Genomic DNA, 20356 nt, shown 5'->3' on the forward strand with positions numbered 1-20356 from the left:
GCCAACCGATGCGACTGTCCCCCCGTTTTGCCGTGACCGCGCTGGCGGTATCCCTGGCGCTGCTCGCCGGTTGCAACAAGGCCGATGAGCCGAAGGGCGAGGCCAAGGCCGACGCCGCGGCGAGCGCCGATGCGGATGCGATTCCCGGTCTTCCCACCGAGAAGGACCGCAACAGCTACATGGTCGGCATGGCGCTCGGCCGCCAGTTCGAGCCGATGAAGGACGAGCTCGACATCGACGTCGTGGTCAAGGCGATCAAGACCACGCTCGCCGGCGAGAAGCTGCTGATGACCGACGAACAGGCGCAGGCGATCGGCGAGGGCTTCCAGCGCAAGCTGCAGGCCAGGCAGATCGAGAAGATGATGGCCGATGCCAGCGCCAACGCGGAGGCGGGCGCGAAGTTCCTGGCCGAAAACGCGAAGAAGCCGGGCGTCGTGACCACCGATTCGGGCTTGCAGTACCTGGTGATCGAGCCGGGCAAGGGCGACAAGCCGACCGCGGAAGACACTGTCAGGGTCAACTACAAGGGCTCGCTGCTGGACGGCACCGTGTTCGACGATTCGGCCCAGCACGGCGGTGCGGCGGAGTTCCCGCTGGCCCAGGTGGTGCCCGGCTGGCAGGAGGGCATCGTGCTGATGCCGGTGGGCAGCAAGTACCGGTTCTGGATCCCGTCGGAGCTCGGCTACGGCGAGACCGGCACCCCCGGCGGCCCGATTCCGCCCAACTCGACGCTGGTGTTCGAGGTCGAGCTGCTGGACATCGTCGACAAGGCGCCCTGATGCGGATCGGCATCTTCGGCACCGGCTACGTCGGCCTGGTCACCGGCACCTGCCTGGCCGAAGTCGGCCACGACGTGCTTTGCATCGACGTCGATGCGGGCAAGGTCGAGCGGCTCAACCGCGGCGAGGTGCCGATCTACGAGCCCGGACTGGAGCCGATGGTCCGTGCCAACCATGCCGAAGGCCGCCTGCGTTTCGGCACCGACGCCGCCCAGGCCATCGACCATGGCGAAGTGCTGTTCATCGCCGTTGGCACGCCCCCGGACGAGGACGGCAGCGCGGACCTGCAGTACGTGCTTGCCGTGGCGCGCACCATCGGCGAACACCTGCAGCGCCCGGCGGTGGTGGTCAACAAGTCGACGGTCCCGGTCGGCACCGCCGACAAGGTCCGCGCCACGATCGCGACGACGCTGCAGGAACGGGGCGTGGAGATCGATTTCGACGTGGTCTCCAATCCGGAATTCCTCAAGGAGGGCGCGGCGGTGGAAGACTGCATGCGCCCGGACCGGATCGTGGTCGGTGCCGACAACCCGGAAGCCGTGGAAAAGCTGCGCCGCATCTATGCGCCGTTCAACCGCAACCGCGAGCGGATGGTGGTGATGGACGTGCGCTCGGCCGAGCTGACCAAGTACGCCGCCAACGCGATGCTGGCGACCAAGATCAGCTTCATGAACGAGATCGCGAACATCGCCGAGCGGGTCGGTGCCGACGTGGAGATGGTGCGCCATGGCATCGGCTCGGATCCGCGCATCGGCTGGCACTTCATCTATCCCGGCGCCGGCTACGGCGGCTCCTGCTTCCCGAAGGACGTGCAGGCGCTGGCCCGCACCGCGATCGACCACGGGTATGAGCCGCGCCTGCTCGGCGCGGTCGAGGCGGTCAACGACGCGCAGAAGGGCCATCTGTTCGAGCTCGTCCAGCGCCACTACGACACCGGCGAGGACGAAGGCGTGCGCGGCAAGACCTTCGCGGTCTGGGGCCTGGCGTTCAAGCCCGATACCGACGACATGCGCGAGGCCTCGAGCGGGCGGTTGCTGGCGCAGCTGTGGGAAGCGGGCGCGCGCGTGCGCGCCTTCGACCCCGAAGCCCGAGGCGAAGCGGCCCGAATCTTCGGTGCACGCGAAGACCTGGAGTTGTGCGCGTCAGCAGCCGATGCGCTGCAGGGCGCCGACGCCCTGGTCGTGGTCACCGAGTGGAAGCAGTTCCGCAGCCCCGATTTCGCCGCGCTGAAGTCCGCGCTGGGCGATGCGGTGGTGTTCGACGGCCGCAACCTGTACGACCCGGCCGAAGTCGAAGCCGCGGGCCTGGCGTACTACGGCATCGGTCGTGGCCGCTCGATCGCGGGGCGCTGACATGGACCTGGCGACGCTGGAAGCACGGCTGGTGGAGTTGGAAACGCGGCTCGCGTTCCAGGAGCAGGCCATCGCCGATCTGAGCGATGCGCTGGCCGCCTCGCGCACGGAAGCCGCGCGCAATGCCGAGCTGCTGCGCCAGGCGTTGCAGGACCTGAAACAATCTCGCGGCGATTTCTTCGCCGATCCCTCAAGCGAACCACCGCCGCCGCATTACTGACATGAGCGATTCACTCCGCGACCAGCTCCTCGGCCTCGGTTTCAAGGCGCCGGCCAAGCCAGAACGCAAACCCGACCGCAAGCCGCCCGGCCGCAAGCCCGCGGCGAAGCAGGGCGGCAAGCGCCCGCCCGCGCGCGGGCCGCGCGAGGACATCGACCTGGCCAAGGCCTATGCGATCCGTGCGCAGAAGGAAAAAGACGAACGGATCGAAGCCGAGAAGAAGAAGCAGGAAGCCGCGCGCCAGCGTCGCGAGGCGCAGGCCCGGCTGGCGCGGCTGGTCGAGGGCAAGGCGCTGAACGATCCGTCCGCCGAGATCGCGCGCCATTTCGAGTACGGCGGCAAGATCAAGCGCGTGCACGTCAACGAGGCGCAGCTCAAGGCCCTCAACGCCGGCGAACTCGGCGTGGTCCAGGTCAACGGCCGCTACCTGCTGCTGGAAGCGAAGCTGCTGGCCGAGGCCGAGCAGGTCTTCCCGCAGGCCGTGGCGCTGAAGGTCGACCCGGACGCGGCGCCGGAAGACGACGTGCCGCCCGACCTGGTCTGGTAGCTATTCCGGATCGTAGTCGAGGTTGGAAGCCAGCAACCGCTCGGCTTCCTGCAGGGTGATGCCCTTGCGCCGCGCGTAGTCGGACGCCTGTTCCTTCGAGAGCCTGCCGACCACGAAGTACTGGCTGCGCGGATGGCTGAAGTACCAGCCCGACACCGCGGCCGCCGGATACATCGCGAAATGGTCGGTGAGGGTGATGCCGGTGTTGGCAGTCGCGTCCAGCAGGCGGAACAGGGTCGCCTTCTCGCTGTGTTCCGGGCATGCCGGATAGCCGGGTGCGGGGCGGATGCCGCGGTACTTCTCGGCGATGAGCGCGTCGGCGTCCAGCGATTCGTCCGCGGCGTAACCCCAGAACTCCTTGCGCACGCGCTGGTGGATGCGTTCGGCCAGGGTCTCGGCGAGGCGGTCGGCCAGGGCCTTGAGCAGGATCGCGTTGTAATCGTCGTGGTCGGCGCGGAAACGTTCCAGGTGCGGTTCGATGCCGTGGCCCGCGGTGACCGCGAAGCCCCCGATCCAGTCGCGCACGCCGCTGTCCTTCGGCGCGATGAAGTCGGCCAGGCACAGATTGGGACGTTCAGGCGGCTTGTCGGCCTGCTGGCGGAGGAAGTGCGCCATCGTGGGAGCGGCGGCAGCCGCGATCTCCACGTCGTCGCCGACGCTGTTGGCCGGCCACAGTCCGATCACAGCCTTCGCCGTCAACCATTTCTCCGCGACGATCCTGTCCAGCATCGCCCTGGCGTCGGCGAACAGCTCGCGCGCCTGCGGTCCCACGACGTCATCGTCGAGGATCGCCGGGTAGCGGCCGGCCAGTTCCCAGGCGTTGAAGAACGGGCCCCAGTCGATCAGGTCGACCAGCTCGCCCAGCGGGTAGTCGTCGAACACGGTGATGCCGGGCTGCCGGGGTTCCGGCGGCACGTAGGCAGCCCAGTCGCCGTCGAAGCGCTGCGCCCGCGCGTGCTGCAGCGACACCAGGCGCTTGCCGCCTTCCTTGTTGCGGTGGCGTTCGCGGATCTCGGCGTAGTCGGACTCGTTGGCAGCGACGAAGGCTTCGCGCTGCCCGGGCGAGACCAGGGACTGGGCCACGTTGACCGCGCGCGAGGCGTCCTTCACCCAGATCGTCGCCGACTTGTAATGGGGGTCGATCTTCAGCGCGGTATGCGCGCGCGAAGTGGTGGCGCCGCCGATCAGCAGCGGGATGGTGAAGCCCTGGCGCTGCATCTCCCTGGCGACATGGCCCATTTCCTCCAGCGACGGCGTGATCAGGCCGGACACGCCGATCATGTCGGCGTTCTCGGCCTTGGCCGTATCCAGGATCTTCTGCGCCGGCACCATCACCCCGAGGTCGATCACCTCGAAGTTGTTGCAGGCCAGGACCACGCCGACGATGTTCTTGCCGATGTCGTGGACGTCGCCCTTGACCGTGGCCATCACGATCTTGCCGTTGGACTTGCCGGTGTCGCCGGTACGCAGCTTCTCGGCCTCGATGTAAGGCAGCAGGTGGGCCACGGCCTTCTTCATCACCCGCGCCGACTTGACCACCTGCGGCAGGAACATCTTGCCCGCGCCGAACAGGTCGCCGACCACGTTCATGCCGTCCATCAGCGGGCCTTCGATCACGTCCAGCGGCCGCGCCGCCTGCAGGCGCGCCTCCTCGGTGTCCTCCACGACGTACTGGTCGATGCCGTGCACCAGCGAGTAGGTCAACCGCTCGCCGATCGACCCGCTCCGCCACGCATCCCGGTCCCCGGTCCCCGGTCCCCGGTCCCCCTTCTTCCCCTTGAACCGCTCCGCGATCTCCAGCAGACGCTCGGTCGCGTCCTTGCGGCGGTTGAGCACCACGTCCTCGACACGCTCGCGCAGTTCCGGGTCCAGCTCGTCGTACAGGGGCAGGGCGCCCGCGTTGACGATGCCCATGGTCATGCCCGCGCGGATGGCGTGGTACAGGAACACCACGTGGATCGCCTGGCGCACCGGCTCGTTGCCGCGGAACGAGAAGGAGACGTTGGAGACGCCGCCGGACACGTGGCAAAGCGGGAACCGCCGGCGCAGTTCGCGCGCGGCCTCGATGAAGGCGACGCCGTAGTCGTCGTGCTCCTCGATGCCGGTGGCGATGGCGAAGCAGTTGGGATCGAAGATGATGTCCTCGGGCGGGAACCCGGCTTGCGTGGTCAGCAGCCCGAACGCGCGCGAGCAGATCGCCACCTTGCGTTCGGCGGTGTCGGCCTGGCCTTCCTCGTCGAAGGCCATCACCACCACCGCTGCGCCGTAGCGGCGCACCAGCCGCGCCTGGCGCAGGAATTCGGCCTCGCCTTCCTTCATCGAGATCGAGTTGACGATGCCCTTGCCCTGCAGGCACTTGAGGCCGGCCTCGATCACGTCCCAGCGCGAGGAGTCCACCATCACCGGCACGCGCGCGATGTCCGGCTCGGCCGCGATCAGGTTGAGGAAGGCGACCATCGCCGCCTTCGAGTCGAGCATGCCCTCGTCCATGTTGACGTCGAGCACCTGGGCGCCGTTCTCCACCTGCTGGCGGGCGACCGCGACCGCCTCGTCGTAGCGGTTCTCCAGGATCAGCTTCTTGAACTTCGCCGAGCCGGTGACGTTGGTCCGCTCGCCGACGTTGATGAAGTTCGACTCGGGCGTGATCGCCAGCGGCTCCAGGCCGCTGAGCCGGGTGTTGCGGGCCAGCACCTTCACTGCCGCTTCGCTCATGCCGCGTCCGCCAGGGCGGGCACCGCGCGCGGCGCGAGGCCGCGCACCGCCTCGGCGATCGCGGCGATGTGTTCCGGGGTGGTGCCGCAGCAGCCACCGACCAGGTTGAGCAGGCCGCTTTCGGCGAAGCCGCGCAGGTCGCGGGCCATGTCTTCCGGGGTCTCGTCGTAGCCGCCGAACGCATTCGGAAGGCCGGCATTCGGGTGCGCGCTGACCCGCGTGTCGGCGACCTGCGCGAGCACGTCCACGTGCTGCCGCAGTTCCTTGGCGCCCAGGGCGCAGTTCAGGCCGATGGACAGCGGGTGCGCATGGCGCAGCGAATACCAGAACGCCTCGGCGGTCTGGCCGGAGAGCGTGCGCCCGGAGGCGTCGGTGATGGTGCCGGAGATCATCACCGGCAACCGGCCGCCCGCGGCTGCGAACGCGTCGTCGATCGCGAACAGCGCGGCCTTGGCGTTGAGCGTGTCGAAGATGGTTTCCACCATGAGGATGTCGGCGCCGCCTTCGATCAGGCCGTCGGCGGCTTCGCGATAGGCCTCGGCCAGCTCGTCGAACGATACGGCGCGGAAGCCGGGGCGGTTCACGTCCGGGCTCAGCGAGGCGGTGCGGCTGGTCGGCCCGAGCACGCCCACGGCGAAGCGGGGCTGCCCCGGCGTGCGCGCTTCGGCCGCGTCGCAGGCCGCGCGCGCCAGCACGGCGCCTTCGCGGTTGAGTTCGCGCACCAGGTCCTGCAGGCCGTAGTCCGCCAGGGAAACCCGGGTCGAGTTGAAGGTGTTGGTTTCGACCAGGTCGGCGCCGGCGTCCAGGTATGCCTGGTGGATGCCGCCGATGATGTCGGGGCGTACCAGGGTGAGCAGGTCGTTGTTGCCGCGCTGGTCGTGTGCGGCGTCGGCGAAGCGCTGGCCGCGATAGTCGGCCTCCTGCAGCTCGTGGCGCTGGATCATCGTGCCCATCGCGCCGTCGATCACCAGGATGCGCGCGGCGAGCGCAGCCTCCAGGGCCGCGACGCGGGCCGGGTTCAACCAGGGGAGGCTTGTGATGGTGTCCTGGCCGCTCATGGCTTGCGTCCGATCAGCGAGATCACTTCGAAGTGCGGCGGGCGCCGCTCGCGCGTCACCGTTTCGCTGGACAGCAGCTCGAGTCCGGCCTTGTCGATGAAGCGCCGCAGTTCCTTGTCGGTGAAGCCCAGGTTGACGTGGCCGAAGGCTTCGACCGCCGCGCGGTGGCCGTGCCGGGCCAGGCTCGACAGCAGCAGCTGGCCGCCGGGCCGCAGGACCCGCGCGGCTTCCGCCACGGCGTGCGCCGGCTTCGCGGCGTAGGTGAGAGCGTGCATCAGCACCACCAGGTCGAAACTGTCGTCGTCGCAGGGCAGGGCATGCATGTCGCCTTCGCGCACCTCGACGTTGGGGAAGCGGCTCAGGCGCTCGGCCGCGGCCGCGACCACGCGCGGGCTGGTGTCGATGCACACGTAGCGGCCCGAATGCGGCGCCAGCAGCTCGGCCAGCACGCCGTCGCCGGAGGCGATGTCGAGTACGTCCCCCGGTTCCAGCAGCGGCAGCGCGGTACGTGCCAGCGCTTCCCAGGTGCGGCCCGGGGAGTAATGGCGTTCCATGTCGCCGGCCACCGAGTCGGCCCAGTTCTGGTCGGCCGCGCGGGTGGCGAGCACTCCCGGCACGCGGCTTGCGTCCTGGCGCAGCAGCGGATCGTCGCTGCCGGTGCTGATCGAATGCCATAGGGCACGCTGGGCCGGATCGAGCGCGGCCTCGTCGAAACGGTAGTAGGCGGAAACGCCGGCGCGGCGGTCGCGCACCAGCCCGGCCTCCTTGAGTTTGGCCAGGTGGGTGGACACGCGCGGCTGCGCGAGCCGGGTGATCGCGGACAGCTCGGCCACGGTGAGCTCCTCGCCTTCCAGCAATGCCAGCAGGCGCACGCGGGTAGCGTCGGCGAATACCTTCAGGCGGTTCGACCAGCCTTCGAGGTCCATGAATATCTTTCCATCGCGATTCAACGATATAAGTCTCTGCCGGTTGCGGCGCCGGGTCAAGCCGGGGTTCGGTTCTGCGCGGCGCCCGGCTACAATTGCGGTTCTGTCATGTCTTGCCAGGGTGGCCGCGTGGATTTCCGTTTCACCGAAGAGCAGTTGATGATCCAGGACGTGGCGCGCCGCATCGGGCAGGAGGTGATCGCCCCCAGCGCCGAGCACCACGACCGCACCGGCGAGTTCCCCCTCGACAACATCCGCCTGCTCGGCGAGAACGGACTGATGGGCATCGAGGTGCCGGCCGAATACGGCGGCGCGGGCATGGACCCGGTGGCGTACGTGCTGGCCATGGTCGAAATAGCGGCTGCCGACGCCGCGCACTCCACCATCATGTCGGTCAACAACTCGTTGTTCTGCAATGGCATCCTGACCCACGGTACCGAGGCGCAGAAGCAGAAGTACGTGCGCGAGATCGCCGAGGGCAAGGAGATCGGCGCGTTCGCCCTGACCGAGCCTCAGTCGGGTTCGGACGCGACGGCGATGCGTTGCCGCGCGGTGAAGCAGGCCGACGGCAGCTTCGTGGTCAACGGCAAGAAGAGCTGGATCACCTCCGGCCCGGTGGCGAAGTACATCGTGCTGTTCGCCATGTCCGACCCGGAGAAGGGCGCCCGCGGCATCACCGCCTTCCTGGTCGACACCACCCGCGAAGGCTTCGGCCGCGGCAAGACCGAGCCCAAGCTCGGCATCCGCGCCTCGGCCACCTGCGAGATCGAGTTCAACGACTACGTGGTGCGCCCCGATGAAGTGCTGGGCGAAGAGGGCCACGGCTTCAAGATCGCGATGAGCGTGCTCGACGCCGGCCGCATCGGCATCGCCAGCCAGGCGATCGGCATCGCCCGCGCCGCCTACGAGGCGACCCTGCGGTACGTGCGCGAGCGCAAGGCCTTCGGCCAGCCGATCGGCGCGTTCCAGATGACCCAGGCCAAGATCGCCGACATGAAGTGCAAGCTCGACGCCGCGCTCCTGCTGACGCTGCGCGCGGCATGGACCAAGGGCCAGGGCCAGCGCTTCACCACCGAGGCCGCCGTGGCCAAGCTCACCGCCTCGGAAGCGGCGATGTGGATCGCCCACCAGGCGCTGCAGATCCATGGCGGCATGGGCTACTCGAAGGAGATGCCGATCGAGCGCTATTTCCGCGATGCCAAGATCACCGAGATCTACGAGGGCACCAGCGAGATCCAGCGCCTGGTCATCTCCCGCCAAGAGACCGGGTTGCGCTGAGCCAGGCCATGCGCGTCCCCGAAAAACCAGAACAGCAGTCGATTTCCCTCCGTTTCTGAACCACACGGGGCCCGTGCAGTTGCGCGGGCCTCACTGCATCCGGACACAGGAATCCATGAACGCAGCAAAGAAGAAACCCAGGCCCGCAACCGGCAAGAAGAGCGCACGGGGCAGGACGTCGATCGAACCGATCCTGGAGGCGCTGCGCAAGCGCGCCCCCAAGGCGATGCAGGCGCAGGCGGAGGCGTTCGCCAAGGCCTTCTACGTGCGCATGTCGGACGACGAGATCGTCCAGCACAGCGCCGACGGCTGGGCCAACCTGGCGTGGGACTTCCTCGAGCAGGCGCGCAAGCGCAAGCCGGGCACGGCCGAAGTGCGCGTGTTCAACGCCAGCGTCGAGAACAACGGGTGGGAGTCGCCGCACACCGTGGTCCAGGTGGTCAACGACGACATGCCGTTCCTGGTCGATTCGGTGACCATGGCCTTGGCCGACCAGGGCATCGGCGTGCACGTGCTCGGCCACCCCGTGGTTCCGGTCAAGCGCGACAAGGCGGGCAAGCTGGTCGCGGTCGGCAGCGAAGCAGGCGAGGGTGCCCAGGGCGAATCGCTGATCCACCTGGAGATCGACCGCCAGACCGCCGCCGCCATGCCGGCGATCGAGGCAAGCATCCGCGCGGTGCTGCAGGACGTGCGCGCGAGCGTGTCCGACTGGGGCGAGATGCGCGCCAGGATGCTGGCCATCGCCGACGAGCTGTCGAGCCGGCGCATGCCGGTGTCCGATGCCGGCCGTGCCGAAGCCCAGGAGTTCCTGCGCTGGGCCGCCGACAACCATTTCACCTTCCTCGGCTACCGCGAATACGACGTCGTTCGCAAGGGCGGCAGCGAACTGCTGTGCGCCGACGAGTCCACCGGCCTGGGCCTGCTGCGCGGCCGCGAGAAGGGCAAGGCGCGCGACCTGAAGACGCTGGCGGCGCACTACATGCCGCAATCGGGTTCGGTCGACGCCCTGATCCTGACCAAGACCAATGCGCGCGCCACCGTGCACCGCCCCGGTTACATGGATTACATCGGGGTGCTCAAGTTCGACAAGGACGGCCGTCCGGCCGCCGAGCAGCGTTTCCTCGGCCTCTACACCTCCAGCGCCTACAGCCGCCGCCCGTGGGAGATCCCGCTGGTGCGCGAGCGCCACGAGTACGTGATGCGCAAGTCCGGCCTGTCGCCCAGTGGGCACAGCGGCAAGGCGCTGCGCCACATCATCGAAAGCCTGCCGCGCGACGAGCTGTTCCAGGCCACCGAAGAAGAGCTGCTGCGGACCGCAACCGGCATCCTCGGCCTGCAGGAGCGCGTGCGCAGCAAGCTGTTCCTGCGCCGCGACCGCTACGGCCGCGTCTGGTCGGCGCTCGTCTACATCCCGCGCGACCGCTTCAACACCGACGTGCGCCACCGCATCGAACGCATGCTCAAGCGCAGCCTGGGTGGCGACAGCGTCGACACCACGGTGCAGCTGGGCGAATCTCCGCTGGCGCAGTTGCACATGATCATCCGCCCGAAGTCGGGCGAGGCCGCCGAGGTCGACGTCGCGGAGTTGGAGGAGAAGCTCGCCGGCATCGTGCGCAACTGGCAGGACGACCTGCGCGAGGAACTGGTCGCCGCCGAAGGCGAGGAGCGCGGGCTCAAGCTGGCCAACCGCTATGGCCGCGCGCTGCCGACCGGCTACATCGAGCAGGTCACGCCGGCGATCGCCGCCCGCGACGTGCAGTGCCTGGCCTCGCTGGCCGACGCCGGCGACCTGCGCGTCAACCTGTACCGCTCGCGCCGGGGCGAGGGCGGGCTGCGCCTGAAGTTCTACCGCCTGGACCACGACATTCCGCTGTCCGATGCGCTGCCGATGATGGAGAACATGGGGCTGCGGGTGATCACCGAGCATCCGTTCCGCATCGAGCTGCCCGGCAGCGACGGCGAGACCGTGGCCTGGATCCAGGACTTCGAGGTCGAGGCCGCGCGCCCCGACCTCGACATCACCACCCTGGAAGCCGATTTCGAGGAAGCCTTCGCCCAGCTCTGGCGCGGCCAGGCCGAGAACGACGGCTTCAACCGCCTGATCCTGGGAGCCAGCCTGACCTGGCGCCAGGTGTCGGTGCTGCGCGCCTACGGCAAGTACCTGCAGCAAGTGGGCGTGCCGTTCTCGCAGAGCTACGTCGAGGAGACGTTCAACCGCTACCCGCTGCTGGCGCGGCTGGTGGTGGCGCAGTTCGAGGCGAAGTTCGACCCCGCCGCCGAAGGCGACAAGGCGGCCGCAAAGCGTGGCAAGGCGGCGTTGCAGCAGGACCTGCATTCGCTGGCGCCCGACGAGGCCACCCGCGCCGCGCTGCAGCCGGTGCTCGATGCGTTCGGCGGCAAGCGCGAGCGCCAGGTCGACGCGATCCGCAGTGCGCTCAAGGGCCTGCTCGACAGGGTCGCGAGCCTCGACCAGGACCGCATCCTGCGCAGCTTCATCGGCTGCATCGACGCGACCCTGCGCACCAGCTACTACATCGACTACACCCGGGGCGGCACCCGCGTCGATGCGCGCGGCAACGGCGTGCGCGCCGATGGCGGCCCGGCCGACTACATCGCGTTCAAGCTCGATGCGGCCAAGGTGCCGGATGCGCCCAAGCCGCGCCCCTACCGCGAGATCTGGGTGTGCGGTCCGCGAGTGGAAGGCGTGCACCTGCGCTTCGGCCCGGTCGCGCGAGGCGGCCTGCGCTGGTCCGACCGCCGCGAGGATTTCCGCACCGAAGTGCTGGGCCTGGTCAAGGCGCAGATGGTCAAGAACACGGTGATCGTGCCGGTCGGTTCCAAGGGCGGCTTCTTCTGCAAGCAGCTGCCCGATCCGTCGGTGGACCGCGACGGCTGGCTGGCCGAGGGCAAGGCCTGCTACAAGCGCTTCATCAACGGCCTGCTCGACATCACCGACAACCTGGTCGACGGCAAGGTCGTGCATCCGTCCAACGTGGTGCGCCACGACGGCGACGACCCCTACCTGGTGGTGGCCGCGGACAAGGGCACGGCCACGTTCTCCGACATCGCCAACGGCATCGCCCAGGCGCACGGCTACTGGCTCGATGACGCCTTCGCGTCCGGCGGTTCGGTCGGCTACGACCACAAGGGCATGGGCATCACCGCGCGCGGTGCGTGGGAGTCGGTCAAGCGCCACTTCCGCGCCCTGGGCCGCAACAGCCAGAAGGAAGACTTCACCGCCGTGGGCATCGGCGACATGTCCGGCGACGTGTTCGGCAACGGCATGCTGCTGTCGAAGCACATCCGCCTGGTGGCGGCGTTCGACCATCGCCACGTGTTCATCGACCCGAACCCCGACGCCGCCATCGGCTTCAAGGAACGCCAGCGCCTGTTCAAGCTGCCGCGTTCGTCCTGGGCCGATTACGACACCAGGCTGATCAGCAAGGGCGGCGGCGTGTTCCCGCGCAGTGCCAAGTCGATCAAGCTGTCGGCCGAGGCCAGGACGGCGCTCGGCATCGACGCATCGGTCGAGGCGATGAGCCCGGCCGAGCTGATGAGCGCGATCCTGAAAGCGCCGGTCGACCTCCTGTGGAACGGCGGCATCGGCACCTACGTCAAGGCGTCCAGCGAGAGCAACGCCGATGTCGGCGATCGCGGCAACAACGCCCTGCGGGTGAACGGCGCCGACCTGCGCTGCAGGATCGTGGGCGAAGGCGGCAACCTGGGCATGACCCAGCTCGGCCGCATCGAGGCCGCGCTCAATGGCGTGCTGCTCAACACCGACTTCATCGACAACTCCGCCGGCGTGGACACCTCCGACCACGAGGTCAACATCAAGATCCTGCTCAACGGCGAGGTGCAGAAGAAGAAGCTGACGCTGCCCGAACGCAACAAGCTGCTGGCGTCAATGACCGACGAGGTCGCCGAGCTGGTGCTCAACGACAACTACCGCCAGAACCAGGCGATCAGCCTGATGGAGCGGATGAGCGTGTCGCGGCTCGGCTCCAAGCAGCATTTCATCCGCACCCTGGAATCGCAGGGCCTGCTCGACCGCCAGATCGAGTACCTGCCGTCGGACGCCGAGATCGCCGAGCGCAAGGCGCGCGGCCTGGGCCTGACCCGGCCGGAGCTGGCGGTGCTGCTGTCTTACTCCAAGCTGGTGGCGTTCCAGCAGATGCTGGACTCGGACATTCCCGAGGACCCTTACCTGTCCAAGGAACTGGTGCGCTATTTCCCCGAGCCGCTGCAGGCCAGGTACGCGAAGTCGATGGAGCAGCACCGGCTGAAGCGCGAAATCATCGCCACGGCCGTCACCAACTCGACCATCAACCGGATGGGCGCCACCTTCCTGCTGCGCATGCAGGAGGATTCGGGGCGCACGCCGGGCGAAGTGGCCAAGGCGTTCACCATCACCCGCGAGACGATCGACGCGCGCGACCTGTGGGCGCAGATCGACGCGCTGGACGGAAAGGTCCACGAGTCGGCCCAGGTCGACGCGCTGCAGGTGATCTGGAACCTGCAGCGGTCGTTCACCCGCTGGCTGCTGTCGCGCCCCGGCGCGATCCCGGACATCACCAGTGCGGTGGAGCGCTACCACGGCGGTTTCCTCGACATCCGCAACGGCGACAACATCATCCCGGCGTCGATGCGTCCGGCCTACGAGGCGAGCATCGCCGAATGGAAGGCCAAGGGCCTGCCCACTGCACTGGGCACGCAGCTGGCGGCGATCCCGTACCTGGAGCCATCCTGCGACCTGATCGAGCTGGCGCGCGAGCGCAAGCTGCGCACGGTGGACGTGGCCAAGGCGTACTTCCGCCTGGCCGAAGCCCTGAACCTGCCGTGGCTGCAGCACCAGATCGACGCGCTCAAGGTCGATGGCCGCTGGCACGCGGTCGCCCGTGGCGTCCTGCGCGACGAGTTGGGCACCCAGTTGCGGACCCTGACCGGGCAGGTGCTGTCGATGCCGGGCCGCGATGCCGACGCCAAGGTCGCGCAGTGGCTGCAGCGCGACGACGCTTCGCTGCGCTTCACCATGGCGATGCTCGGCGAACTGGCCACGCAGAAGTCGATGGACTACCCGACCGCTTCGGTCGCGGTCCAGCGCCTGTCGCAACTGGCTTCGCGCGGCTGAGCCATGGAAGGCCGCCTGCCCGCGTCGCCGCGCATCGCCCTGCTGGCCAGCAACACCGACAGCGCCCGCAAGGCGCTGGCCGCGATGCAGGCGGCGTACCCGCACGTGCCGCCTGAAGAGGCGGACGTGCTGGTGGCGCTGGGCGGCGACGGCTTCATGCTGCAGGTGCTGCACCAGCATGGCGGCCTGGGCAAGCCGGTATACGGCATGAAGCTTGGCAGCCTGGGCTTCCTGATGAACCACCAGCGCACCGACGCCCTGGTCGAGCGCCTGCACGCCGCCGAACCCGCGGTGCTGCGGCCGCTGGAGATGCTGGCCCTGACCGAATCGGGCACGAGCACCGGTTCGCTGGCCTACAACGAGGTCTCGCTGTTGCGCCAGACCCGCCAGGCAGCGCACGTGGCGATCGACCTGAACGGACAGGAGCGGCTGGGCGAACTCATCTGCGACGGGGTCATGGTCTCCACCCCGGCCGGCAGCAGCGCCTACAACTTCTCGGCCAACGGTCCGATCCTGCCGTTGGGTGCCAAACTTATGGCATTGACACCGATCGCTCCATTCCGTCCACGACGCTGGCGGGGGGCGGTGCTCAAGTCCGGGACCGAGGTCAGGTTCCGGGTCCTGGATCCGTACAAGCGCCCGGTCAGCGCGACCGCGGACTCGCACGAAGTAAGGGACGTGGTGGAAGTCACGATCCGCGAGGCCAGCGAGCGGACGGTCACCCTGCTGTTCGACCCGGAGCACAACCTCGAAGAGCGGATCCTCGCCGAGCAGTTCGTGTCCTGATCTTTCCCTTTTTTCCGTGGCGCGACAGGGGCTTGCGGACGGGGACGAAAAGGGTACCCTGAAGTCCAGGGGAAAATACGGCGGCGTATCGTGAGCGGATCGTACGAAGTGCGAATCAGCACCCAAGGGCTGGTTTGCGGAATGTTCGTCAGTCGCCTTGACCGGCCATGGCTCGACTCGCCATTTCCGATGCATGGCGTGAAGGTCAAGACCGAACGCGACATCGCGATGTTGCGCAGGGTCTGCAGCCATGTCTGGGTAGACACGTCCCGCGGCGAATCGCCGGACCCGCGTTACCTGGCATTCGAGGCGCCCAAGCCCGGCGCCGCATCGAACGGCGAGTTCGAGCGCCTGCGCAAGGTCACGTGGACGATCGAGTCCGACCTCAAGGAAGAGCTGAAGCAGGCCGCCGAGGTCAACACCGAGCTGGAAGCCAGCATCACCGAGGTGATGACCGACCTCCAGGAAGGCAAGCAGATCGACCTCGATCGCCTGAAGGACGGCGTCGACGCGATGATCGAGTCGATCCTGCGCAATCCCAGCGCCTTCGTCTGGCTGCGCGAGATGAAGGCGCGCGACCGCTACACCTACCAGCACGCGCTGGGCTGCGCGATCTGGGCGGCGAGCTTCGGCCGCCACCTCGGCCTGGAGCGCGAGGAGCTCCGGGTGCTGGCCATGGGCGGCATGCTCTGCGACGTCGGCAAGGCCAAGCTGCCACCGGAACTGCTGGTGAAACAGGATCCGCTGACGGCCGCCGAGGTGCAGCTGCTGCGCGACCACGTGCGCCTGGGCCTGGAAGTGCTGGGCGTCAACGCGGCGCTTTCGCCCGCGATCATCGAGATCGTCGCCACCCACCACGAACGCTACGACGGCAGCGGCTATCCGCGCGGCCTCAAGGCGGACCAGATCCCGATCTTCGGCAGGATCCTGGGCATCGTCGACAGCTACGACGCGATGACCAGCGTGCGGCCGTACGCGCAGAACCGCTCGCCGCACGATGCGATCAACGAGCTGTACCAGCAGCGCGGCAGGCTGTTCCAGGCCGAACTGGTCGAACAGTTCATCCAGGCCTGCGGCATCTATCCCACCGGGACCTTGGTGGAACTGTCCAACGGCCAGGTCGCGGTGATCACCGAGGTGCACAGCCTCAAGCGCCTGCGGCCGCGGGTGATGCTGCTGCTCGGGCCCGACAAGTCGCCGCTGGAACGGTTCCGCGAACTGGACATGGGCGAGACCGAGTTCGACGAGACCGGCGCGCCGCTGACGATCAGGCGCGGCCTGCCCAACGGTTCCTACGGGCTCGATCCGGTCGAGCTGTTCCTGGTCTAGGACCGGCCGATGCTGCAGGATCCGCTGACTGGCTTGCACTCCCGCCAGAATTTCCTCGCGCTCCTGCGCCAGCACGTGGTCATCGCCAACGAACGCCAGGCCATGCTGGCGCTGATCGTGGTCGACATCTGCGGCTTCGCCCGGCTCAACGCCGCGCACGGTTACGAATTCGGCGATGCGGCGCTCAAGCACGTCGCCCAGCACCTGCGCGCGGTGGTACGGGAGCAGGATCACGTGGGCCGCATCGGCGACAACCGTTTCGCGTTGCTGCTCACCCAGGTGATGAACCAGGGCCATGCGGAACTGGCCGTGCAGAAACTGTTCCGGCACCTGGAAGTACCGTTCGAAGGCACCCAGGGCACGGTGCGGCTGACCGCCAATGCCGGCGCCGCGATCTGTCCCGTGCATGCCAGCCATCCGGAATTCCTGATGCGCCAGGCCGAGAAATCGCTTGCGCTGGCCCGGGCCACGGGCCAGAACTGGCTGTTCCCGCCGGACGTCGACGTCGACCAGGGCTTCTCCGAGTTCTGGGACCTGGAGATCGAACTCGACGGCGCCATCGACCGCGGCGAACTGCTGTTGAGTTACCAGCCCAAGCTGCGCACTTCGGACCTGGCCACGATCGGTGCCGAGGCGCTGATGAGCTGGCCGCACCGTACCCGGGGCCTGGTCAGCCCGGCGCAATTCATCCCGATCGCGGAAAAGACCGGGCAGATCAGGCCGATGACGATGTGGGCGTTGAACACCGCGATGCGCCACGCCGGAACCTGGAAACACCTGTCGCCGCTGTCGGTGGCGGTCAACGTGCCGGCCGAACTAGTGTCGCGCGAGGACCTGCCGGACATCGTCGAGAACGCGATGCAGCTCTGGGGCAAGTCGGAGGTGCAGCTGGTGCTGGAGATCACCGAGCGTTCGCTGGTCGCCGACCCGCAGCACGCTTTCCGGATCCTGTCGCGGATCCGCGACCTCGGGGTGAAGATCTCGATCGACGATTTCGGCACCGGCTATTCCTGCCTGGCCTACTTCAAGGACATCCCGGCCGACGAGCTGAAGATCGACAAGTCCTTCGTCCAGGGCATGCTCACGGACCCGGCCAGCGCCGACATCGCTTCCCTGATCATCGACCTGGCACACCGTTTCGGCCTGTCCGTGGTCGCCGAGGGGGTGGAGAACGCCGAAACCCTCGCGCTGCTGCGCGAGCGCCACTGCGACGTGGTCCAGGGCCACCTGTTCGCCAAGGCGCTGCGGCTGGACGCCTTCCGCGACTGGATCCACAACCGGCCGTCCCGGCAGCCCGAGTCTCAAACCATGGAACTGGATACTGAGACAATGCCCGAATGGTACAAGTCGCTCCCCCAGAATCCCTAGGCTCCGGACCGGCAGGCACCCGCCCGGCCAACGACCCGCTCACCGTGGCGATTTCCTCGCGGGCCCTGTTCGACCTGGAGGACAGCCACGCGGTGTTCGAGCGCGAGGGCATCGCCGCCTACCAGGCGTTCCAGCGCGAACGCGAGGACGACATCCTGGCGCCGGGCATCGCGTTCCCCCTGGTGCGCAAGCTGCTGGCGCTGAACGCGGCCGCGCCACCGGTGGGCGCCGAGGGCGAGGCCACGCCCAGGGTCGAGGTGATCCTGCTGTCGCGCAATTCCTCGGACACCGGCCTGCGCATCTTCAATTCGATCCAGCACCACGGGCTGGATATCCGCAGGGCGACCTTCACCTCGGGCGCGCCGACCTGGCCCTACATCAAGCCGTTCGGGGCGGACCTGTTCCTGTCCGCGAACCCGGAATCGGTGCGGCGTGCGCTGGAACACGGCGTCGCCGCCGCCACCATCCTGCCGGCCTCGGCCGGCGCCAATCCTGCCCGGACCGAACATCGCGACCAGCTGCGCATCGCCTTCGATGGCGACGCGGTGATCTTCAGCGACGAAAGCGAGCGCGTGTCGCGCGAGCAGGGCGTGGAGGCCTTCGGCCGGTTCGAGCGCGAGCGGGCGCGCGAGCCACTGTCCGGCGGGCCGTTCCGCGGCTTCCTGGATGCTTTGCACCGCCTGCAGGCGGCATTCCCGCCCGGCGAGGACGCTCCGATCCGCACCGCGCTGGTCACCGCGCGCTCGGCGCCGGCGCACGAGCGGGTGATCCGCACCCTGCGCGAGTGGGGCGTGCGGCTGGACGAGGCGCTGTTCCTGGGCGGGCGCGACAAGGGGCCGTTCCTGCACGCGTTCGGGGCGGACATCTTCTTCGACGACTCCGAACACAACATCGCCTCCGCCCGCGACCACGTCGCCGCCGGCCACGTCCCCCACGGCGTCGCCAACCCGTAGGAGCGCGCCCCGCACGTGAGCGGGTGGTTCGCTTCGGTTCGTACAATAGGGGATGGCCAGCTACTTCTCCGACAAGTCGTTCCGGTTCCTGCGCGGCATCGCCCGGCACAACGAACGCGCCTGGTTCCACGCGCACAAGGCCGACTACGAGGCGCACGTGCGCGAGCCGTTCCAGCGGCTGCTGGGCGACCTGCAGCCGGCGCTGGCGGCGATCAGCCCGCACTATCGCTCCGAACCGCGCGCCGTGGGCGGCTCGATGTTCAGGATCCAGCGCGACACCCGCTTCGCCAGCGACAAGTCGCCGTACAAGGGCTGGCAAGGTGCGCGCCTGTTCCATTACCGGCGGCGCGAGGTCGCGGCGCCATCGTTCTACATCCACCTGGAACCGGGCGAATGCTTCGTCGGCGCCGGCCTGTGGCACCCGGAGACGCACACGCAGCGCAAGGTGCGCCAGTTCATCTTCGAGAATCCCGGGAGCTGGGCCGCCGCCGCGCACGCGCCGGCATTCCGCAAGCGTTACGAACTGGGAAGCGAGGACATGCTGGTGCGCACGCCGCACGGATTCCCCGCGGACTTCGAATGGATCGACGACCTGCGGCGGCGCAGCTTCACCGCGTACCGAATGCTCGACGACGCCACCATGACCGGGCCGCGCCTGCGCCAGGCGATCGAGCGCGACCTTGCGGCGCTGGCGCCCTTCGTCGACTATCTTTGCGCTTCGCTGGACCTGGAGTTCTGAACCGATGAAGACCAGGGCGTGGATTGCCGTGCTGCTGGCCGCCGTCCTGGTCCTGGCGGTATGGACGGTAGCCGGGCCATGGCTTGCGGTTCGCGCCATCGACGACGCGATCCAGGCGAACGACGCGCAGGCCCTGGCCCGGCAGGTCGATTTCCCGCTGTTGCGCGCGAGCCTGAAACGCCAGCTTGCAGACCGCGTGGTCCGTGCTGCCGGCCCCGACGTGCAGGCCAGCGCCCTGGGCGCCTTCGGGCTCGGCCTGGCGACGGGCGCCACCAGCCTGGCGGTGGATGCGACCGTCAATCCCGTGGGCCTGGCTGCGCTGCTCGAGGGCCGCGCCGTGTGGCGCCAGGTCGGGAACGACTTCGCGCCGCCCGATCCGGATGCAACGACGCGACGGACGTTCGAGGACGCGACGTACCGCTACGAGTCGCTGTCGCGGTTCACCGCGACGCTTCCCGACGAAGACGGAAGCGAGCTGGTGGTCGTGCTGGAGCGGCAGGGATTGCGCTGGCGGCTGGTGGACGTGCGCCTGCCGCGGTAGGTAGTGCGGCTACGGAAGGATGTCGCGGCGCCAGGATTCCAGCGCATCGAGCAACTGCAGCTTGTCCGGTGCGCCGGCATGGTCTGCGCGCAGTTGCGCGATCTCGGCTTCGAAGTCGCCGAGGTTCGGATCGGAGAGGGTGGAGCCGGGCTGCAGCCGCAGCTTGCGCCAGTCGTCCCAGCGCTGGCGTTCGGACGCCGACAGCAGCTCCGGCCAGTTGCGGGCGCGATAGCGGAACAGCAGTTCGGGCAGTCGCGGATCCTCGAAGCCGAAGTCGCGCCCGGCCAGCGCCGTGGGTGGCGTGGCACGCACGGCGGCGCAGCGGCGGCGGTCCGCATCGGGAAGGAATGCGTCGTACAGCGACGCGTCGGCATCGGACGGAACGAACTCGCGTTCGACCGCGTAGACGCGGCGGACTTTTTCCGCCAGCGCCGGGCCGGCAGCGCGCAGCCGGGCGGCGCGTGCTTCGGCCAGGCCGCGGTCGATCGACAGGCGTGCGAAGTCCGCCCCGCGCAGGTGCGCCCAGGCGACCAGCGACGGGCAGCGGTTGAGATGGATTTCCTTGAGGGGAATACGCGCCTCGCCCTCGGCCAGCTGGTCGCGGCGCAGGTACAGGCGCGACGCGATGGTGTCCGGG

General features: G+C 68.5%; 15 protein-coding genes and 1 pseudogene. 12 read left to right on the forward strand and 4 right to left on the reverse strand.

Annotated features, from left to right (window positions below; all coding sequences use genetic code 11):
- Window positions 1-8 precede the first annotated feature (8 nt).
- The 4 genes from QAA18_RS05735 to QAA18_RS05750 are packed head-to-tail and all read left to right on the forward strand — an operon-like array spanning window position 9 to window position 2898.
- Complete coding sequence (locus tag QAA18_RS05735) at window positions 9-779, forward strand: FKBP-type peptidyl-prolyl cis-trans isomerase (protein WP_279411794.1); 771 nt, start codon at window positions 9-11, stop codon at window positions 777-779.
- Entirely contained in the window at window positions 779-2131 is a 1353-nt protein-coding gene (locus tag QAA18_RS05740) for a UDP-glucose/GDP-mannose dehydrogenase family protein (RefSeq protein ID WP_279411796.1), read from the forward strand. The genes QAA18_RS05735 and QAA18_RS05740 overlap by 1 nt, the downstream gene beginning before the upstream one ends.
- A 1-nt stretch (window position 2132) precedes the next feature.
- Complete coding sequence (locus tag QAA18_RS05745; protein ID WP_279411798.1) at window positions 2133-2351, forward strand: SlyX family protein; 219 nt, start codon at window positions 2133-2135, stop codon at window positions 2349-2351.
- A 1-nt stretch (window position 2352) separates the two neighbouring features.
- A complete protein-coding gene (locus tag QAA18_RS05750) occupies window positions 2353-2898 on the forward strand; it encodes a DUF2058 family protein (RefSeq protein ID WP_279411800.1) in 546 nt (181 codons plus the stop codon).
- On the opposite strand, the gene metH is transcribed toward QAA18_RS05750, so the two are convergent.
- The 3 genes from metH to QAA18_RS05765 are packed head-to-tail and all read right to left on the reverse strand — an operon-like array spanning window position 2899 to window position 7594.
- On the reverse strand, window positions 2899-5610 hold the full coding sequence (metH, locus tag QAA18_RS05755) for a methionine synthase (RefSeq protein ID WP_279411802.1): 2712 nt from the start codon (window positions 5608-5610) through the stop codon (window positions 2899-2901).
- Window positions 5607-6668, reverse strand: coding sequence for a homocysteine S-methyltransferase family protein (locus tag QAA18_RS05760; RefSeq protein ID WP_279411805.1), 1062 nt, complete (start codon window positions 6666-6668; stop codon window positions 5607-5609). The genes metH and QAA18_RS05760 overlap by 4 nt, the downstream gene beginning before the upstream one ends.
- Entirely contained in the window at window positions 6665-7594 is a 930-nt protein-coding gene (locus QAA18_RS05765; protein WP_279411807.1) for a metalloregulator ArsR/SmtB family transcription factor, read from the reverse strand. Before QAA18_RS05765 ends, QAA18_RS05760 begins: the two co-directional genes overlap by 4 nt.
- A gap of 129 nt (window positions 7595-7723) precedes the next feature.
- Here QAA18_RS05765 and QAA18_RS05770 point away from each other — a divergent pair, with 129 nt between their 5' ends.
- From QAA18_RS05770 to QAA18_RS05805, 8 genes are all read left to right on the forward strand, one after another.
- Window positions 7724-8872 (forward strand): acyl-CoA dehydrogenase family protein, encoded by a 1149-nt coding sequence (locus QAA18_RS05770; protein ID WP_279411827.1) that lies wholly within the window; start codon window positions 7724-7726, stop codon window positions 8870-8872.
- 115 nt (window positions 8873-8987) lie between these two features.
- On the forward strand, window positions 8988-14003 hold the full coding sequence (locus QAA18_RS05775; protein ID WP_279411809.1) for an NAD-glutamate dehydrogenase domain-containing protein: 5016 nt from the start codon (window positions 8988-8990) through the stop codon (window positions 14001-14003).
- Between the two features lie 15 nt (window positions 14004-14018).
- A complete protein-coding gene (locus QAA18_RS05780) occupies window positions 14019-14789 on the forward strand; it encodes an NAD kinase (RefSeq protein ID WP_279411828.1) in 771 nt (256 codons plus the stop codon).
- A gap of 108 nt (window positions 14790-14897) precedes the next feature.
- On the forward strand, window positions 14898-16118 hold the full coding sequence (locus QAA18_RS05785) for an HD-GYP domain-containing protein (RefSeq protein ID WP_279411831.1): 1221 nt from the start codon (window positions 14898-14900) through the stop codon (window positions 16116-16118).
- A gap of 9 nt (window positions 16119-16127) precedes the next feature.
- Window positions 16128-17486: a bifunctional diguanylate cyclase/phosphodiesterase gene (locus QAA18_RS05790; RefSeq protein ID WP_279411811.1), complete on the forward strand. Its 1359-nt coding sequence runs from the start codon at window positions 16128-16130 to the stop codon at window positions 17484-17486.
- Entirely contained in the window at window positions 17456-18439 is a 984-nt protein-coding gene (locus tag QAA18_RS05795) for a 5'-nucleotidase (RefSeq protein ID WP_343226743.1), read from the forward strand. Before QAA18_RS05790 ends, QAA18_RS05795 begins: the two co-directional genes overlap by 31 nt.
- A 52-nt stretch (window positions 18440-18491) precedes the next feature.
- Window positions 18492-19178, forward strand: coding sequence for a DUF2461 domain-containing protein (locus QAA18_RS05800; protein ID WP_279411813.1), 687 nt, complete (start codon window positions 18492-18494; stop codon window positions 19176-19178).
- 4 nt (window positions 19179-19182) lie between these two features.
- Complete coding sequence (locus QAA18_RS05805; RefSeq protein WP_279411816.1) at window positions 19183-19719, forward strand: DUF2939 domain-containing protein; 537 nt, start codon at window positions 19183-19185, stop codon at window positions 19717-19719.
- Between the two features lie 9 nt (window positions 19720-19728).
- On the opposite strand, the pseudogene sbcB reads toward QAA18_RS05805, so the two are convergent.
- A pseudogene (gene sbcB / locus QAA18_RS05810) lies at window positions 19729-20356 on the reverse strand (exodeoxyribonuclease I); the annotation flags it as partial.

It is taken from the genome of Luteimonas sp. 8-5 (assembly GCF_029763755.1).
In the GTDB taxonomy this organism is placed as follows: domain Bacteria; phylum Pseudomonadota; class Gammaproteobacteria; order Xanthomonadales; family Xanthomonadaceae; genus Cognatiluteimonas.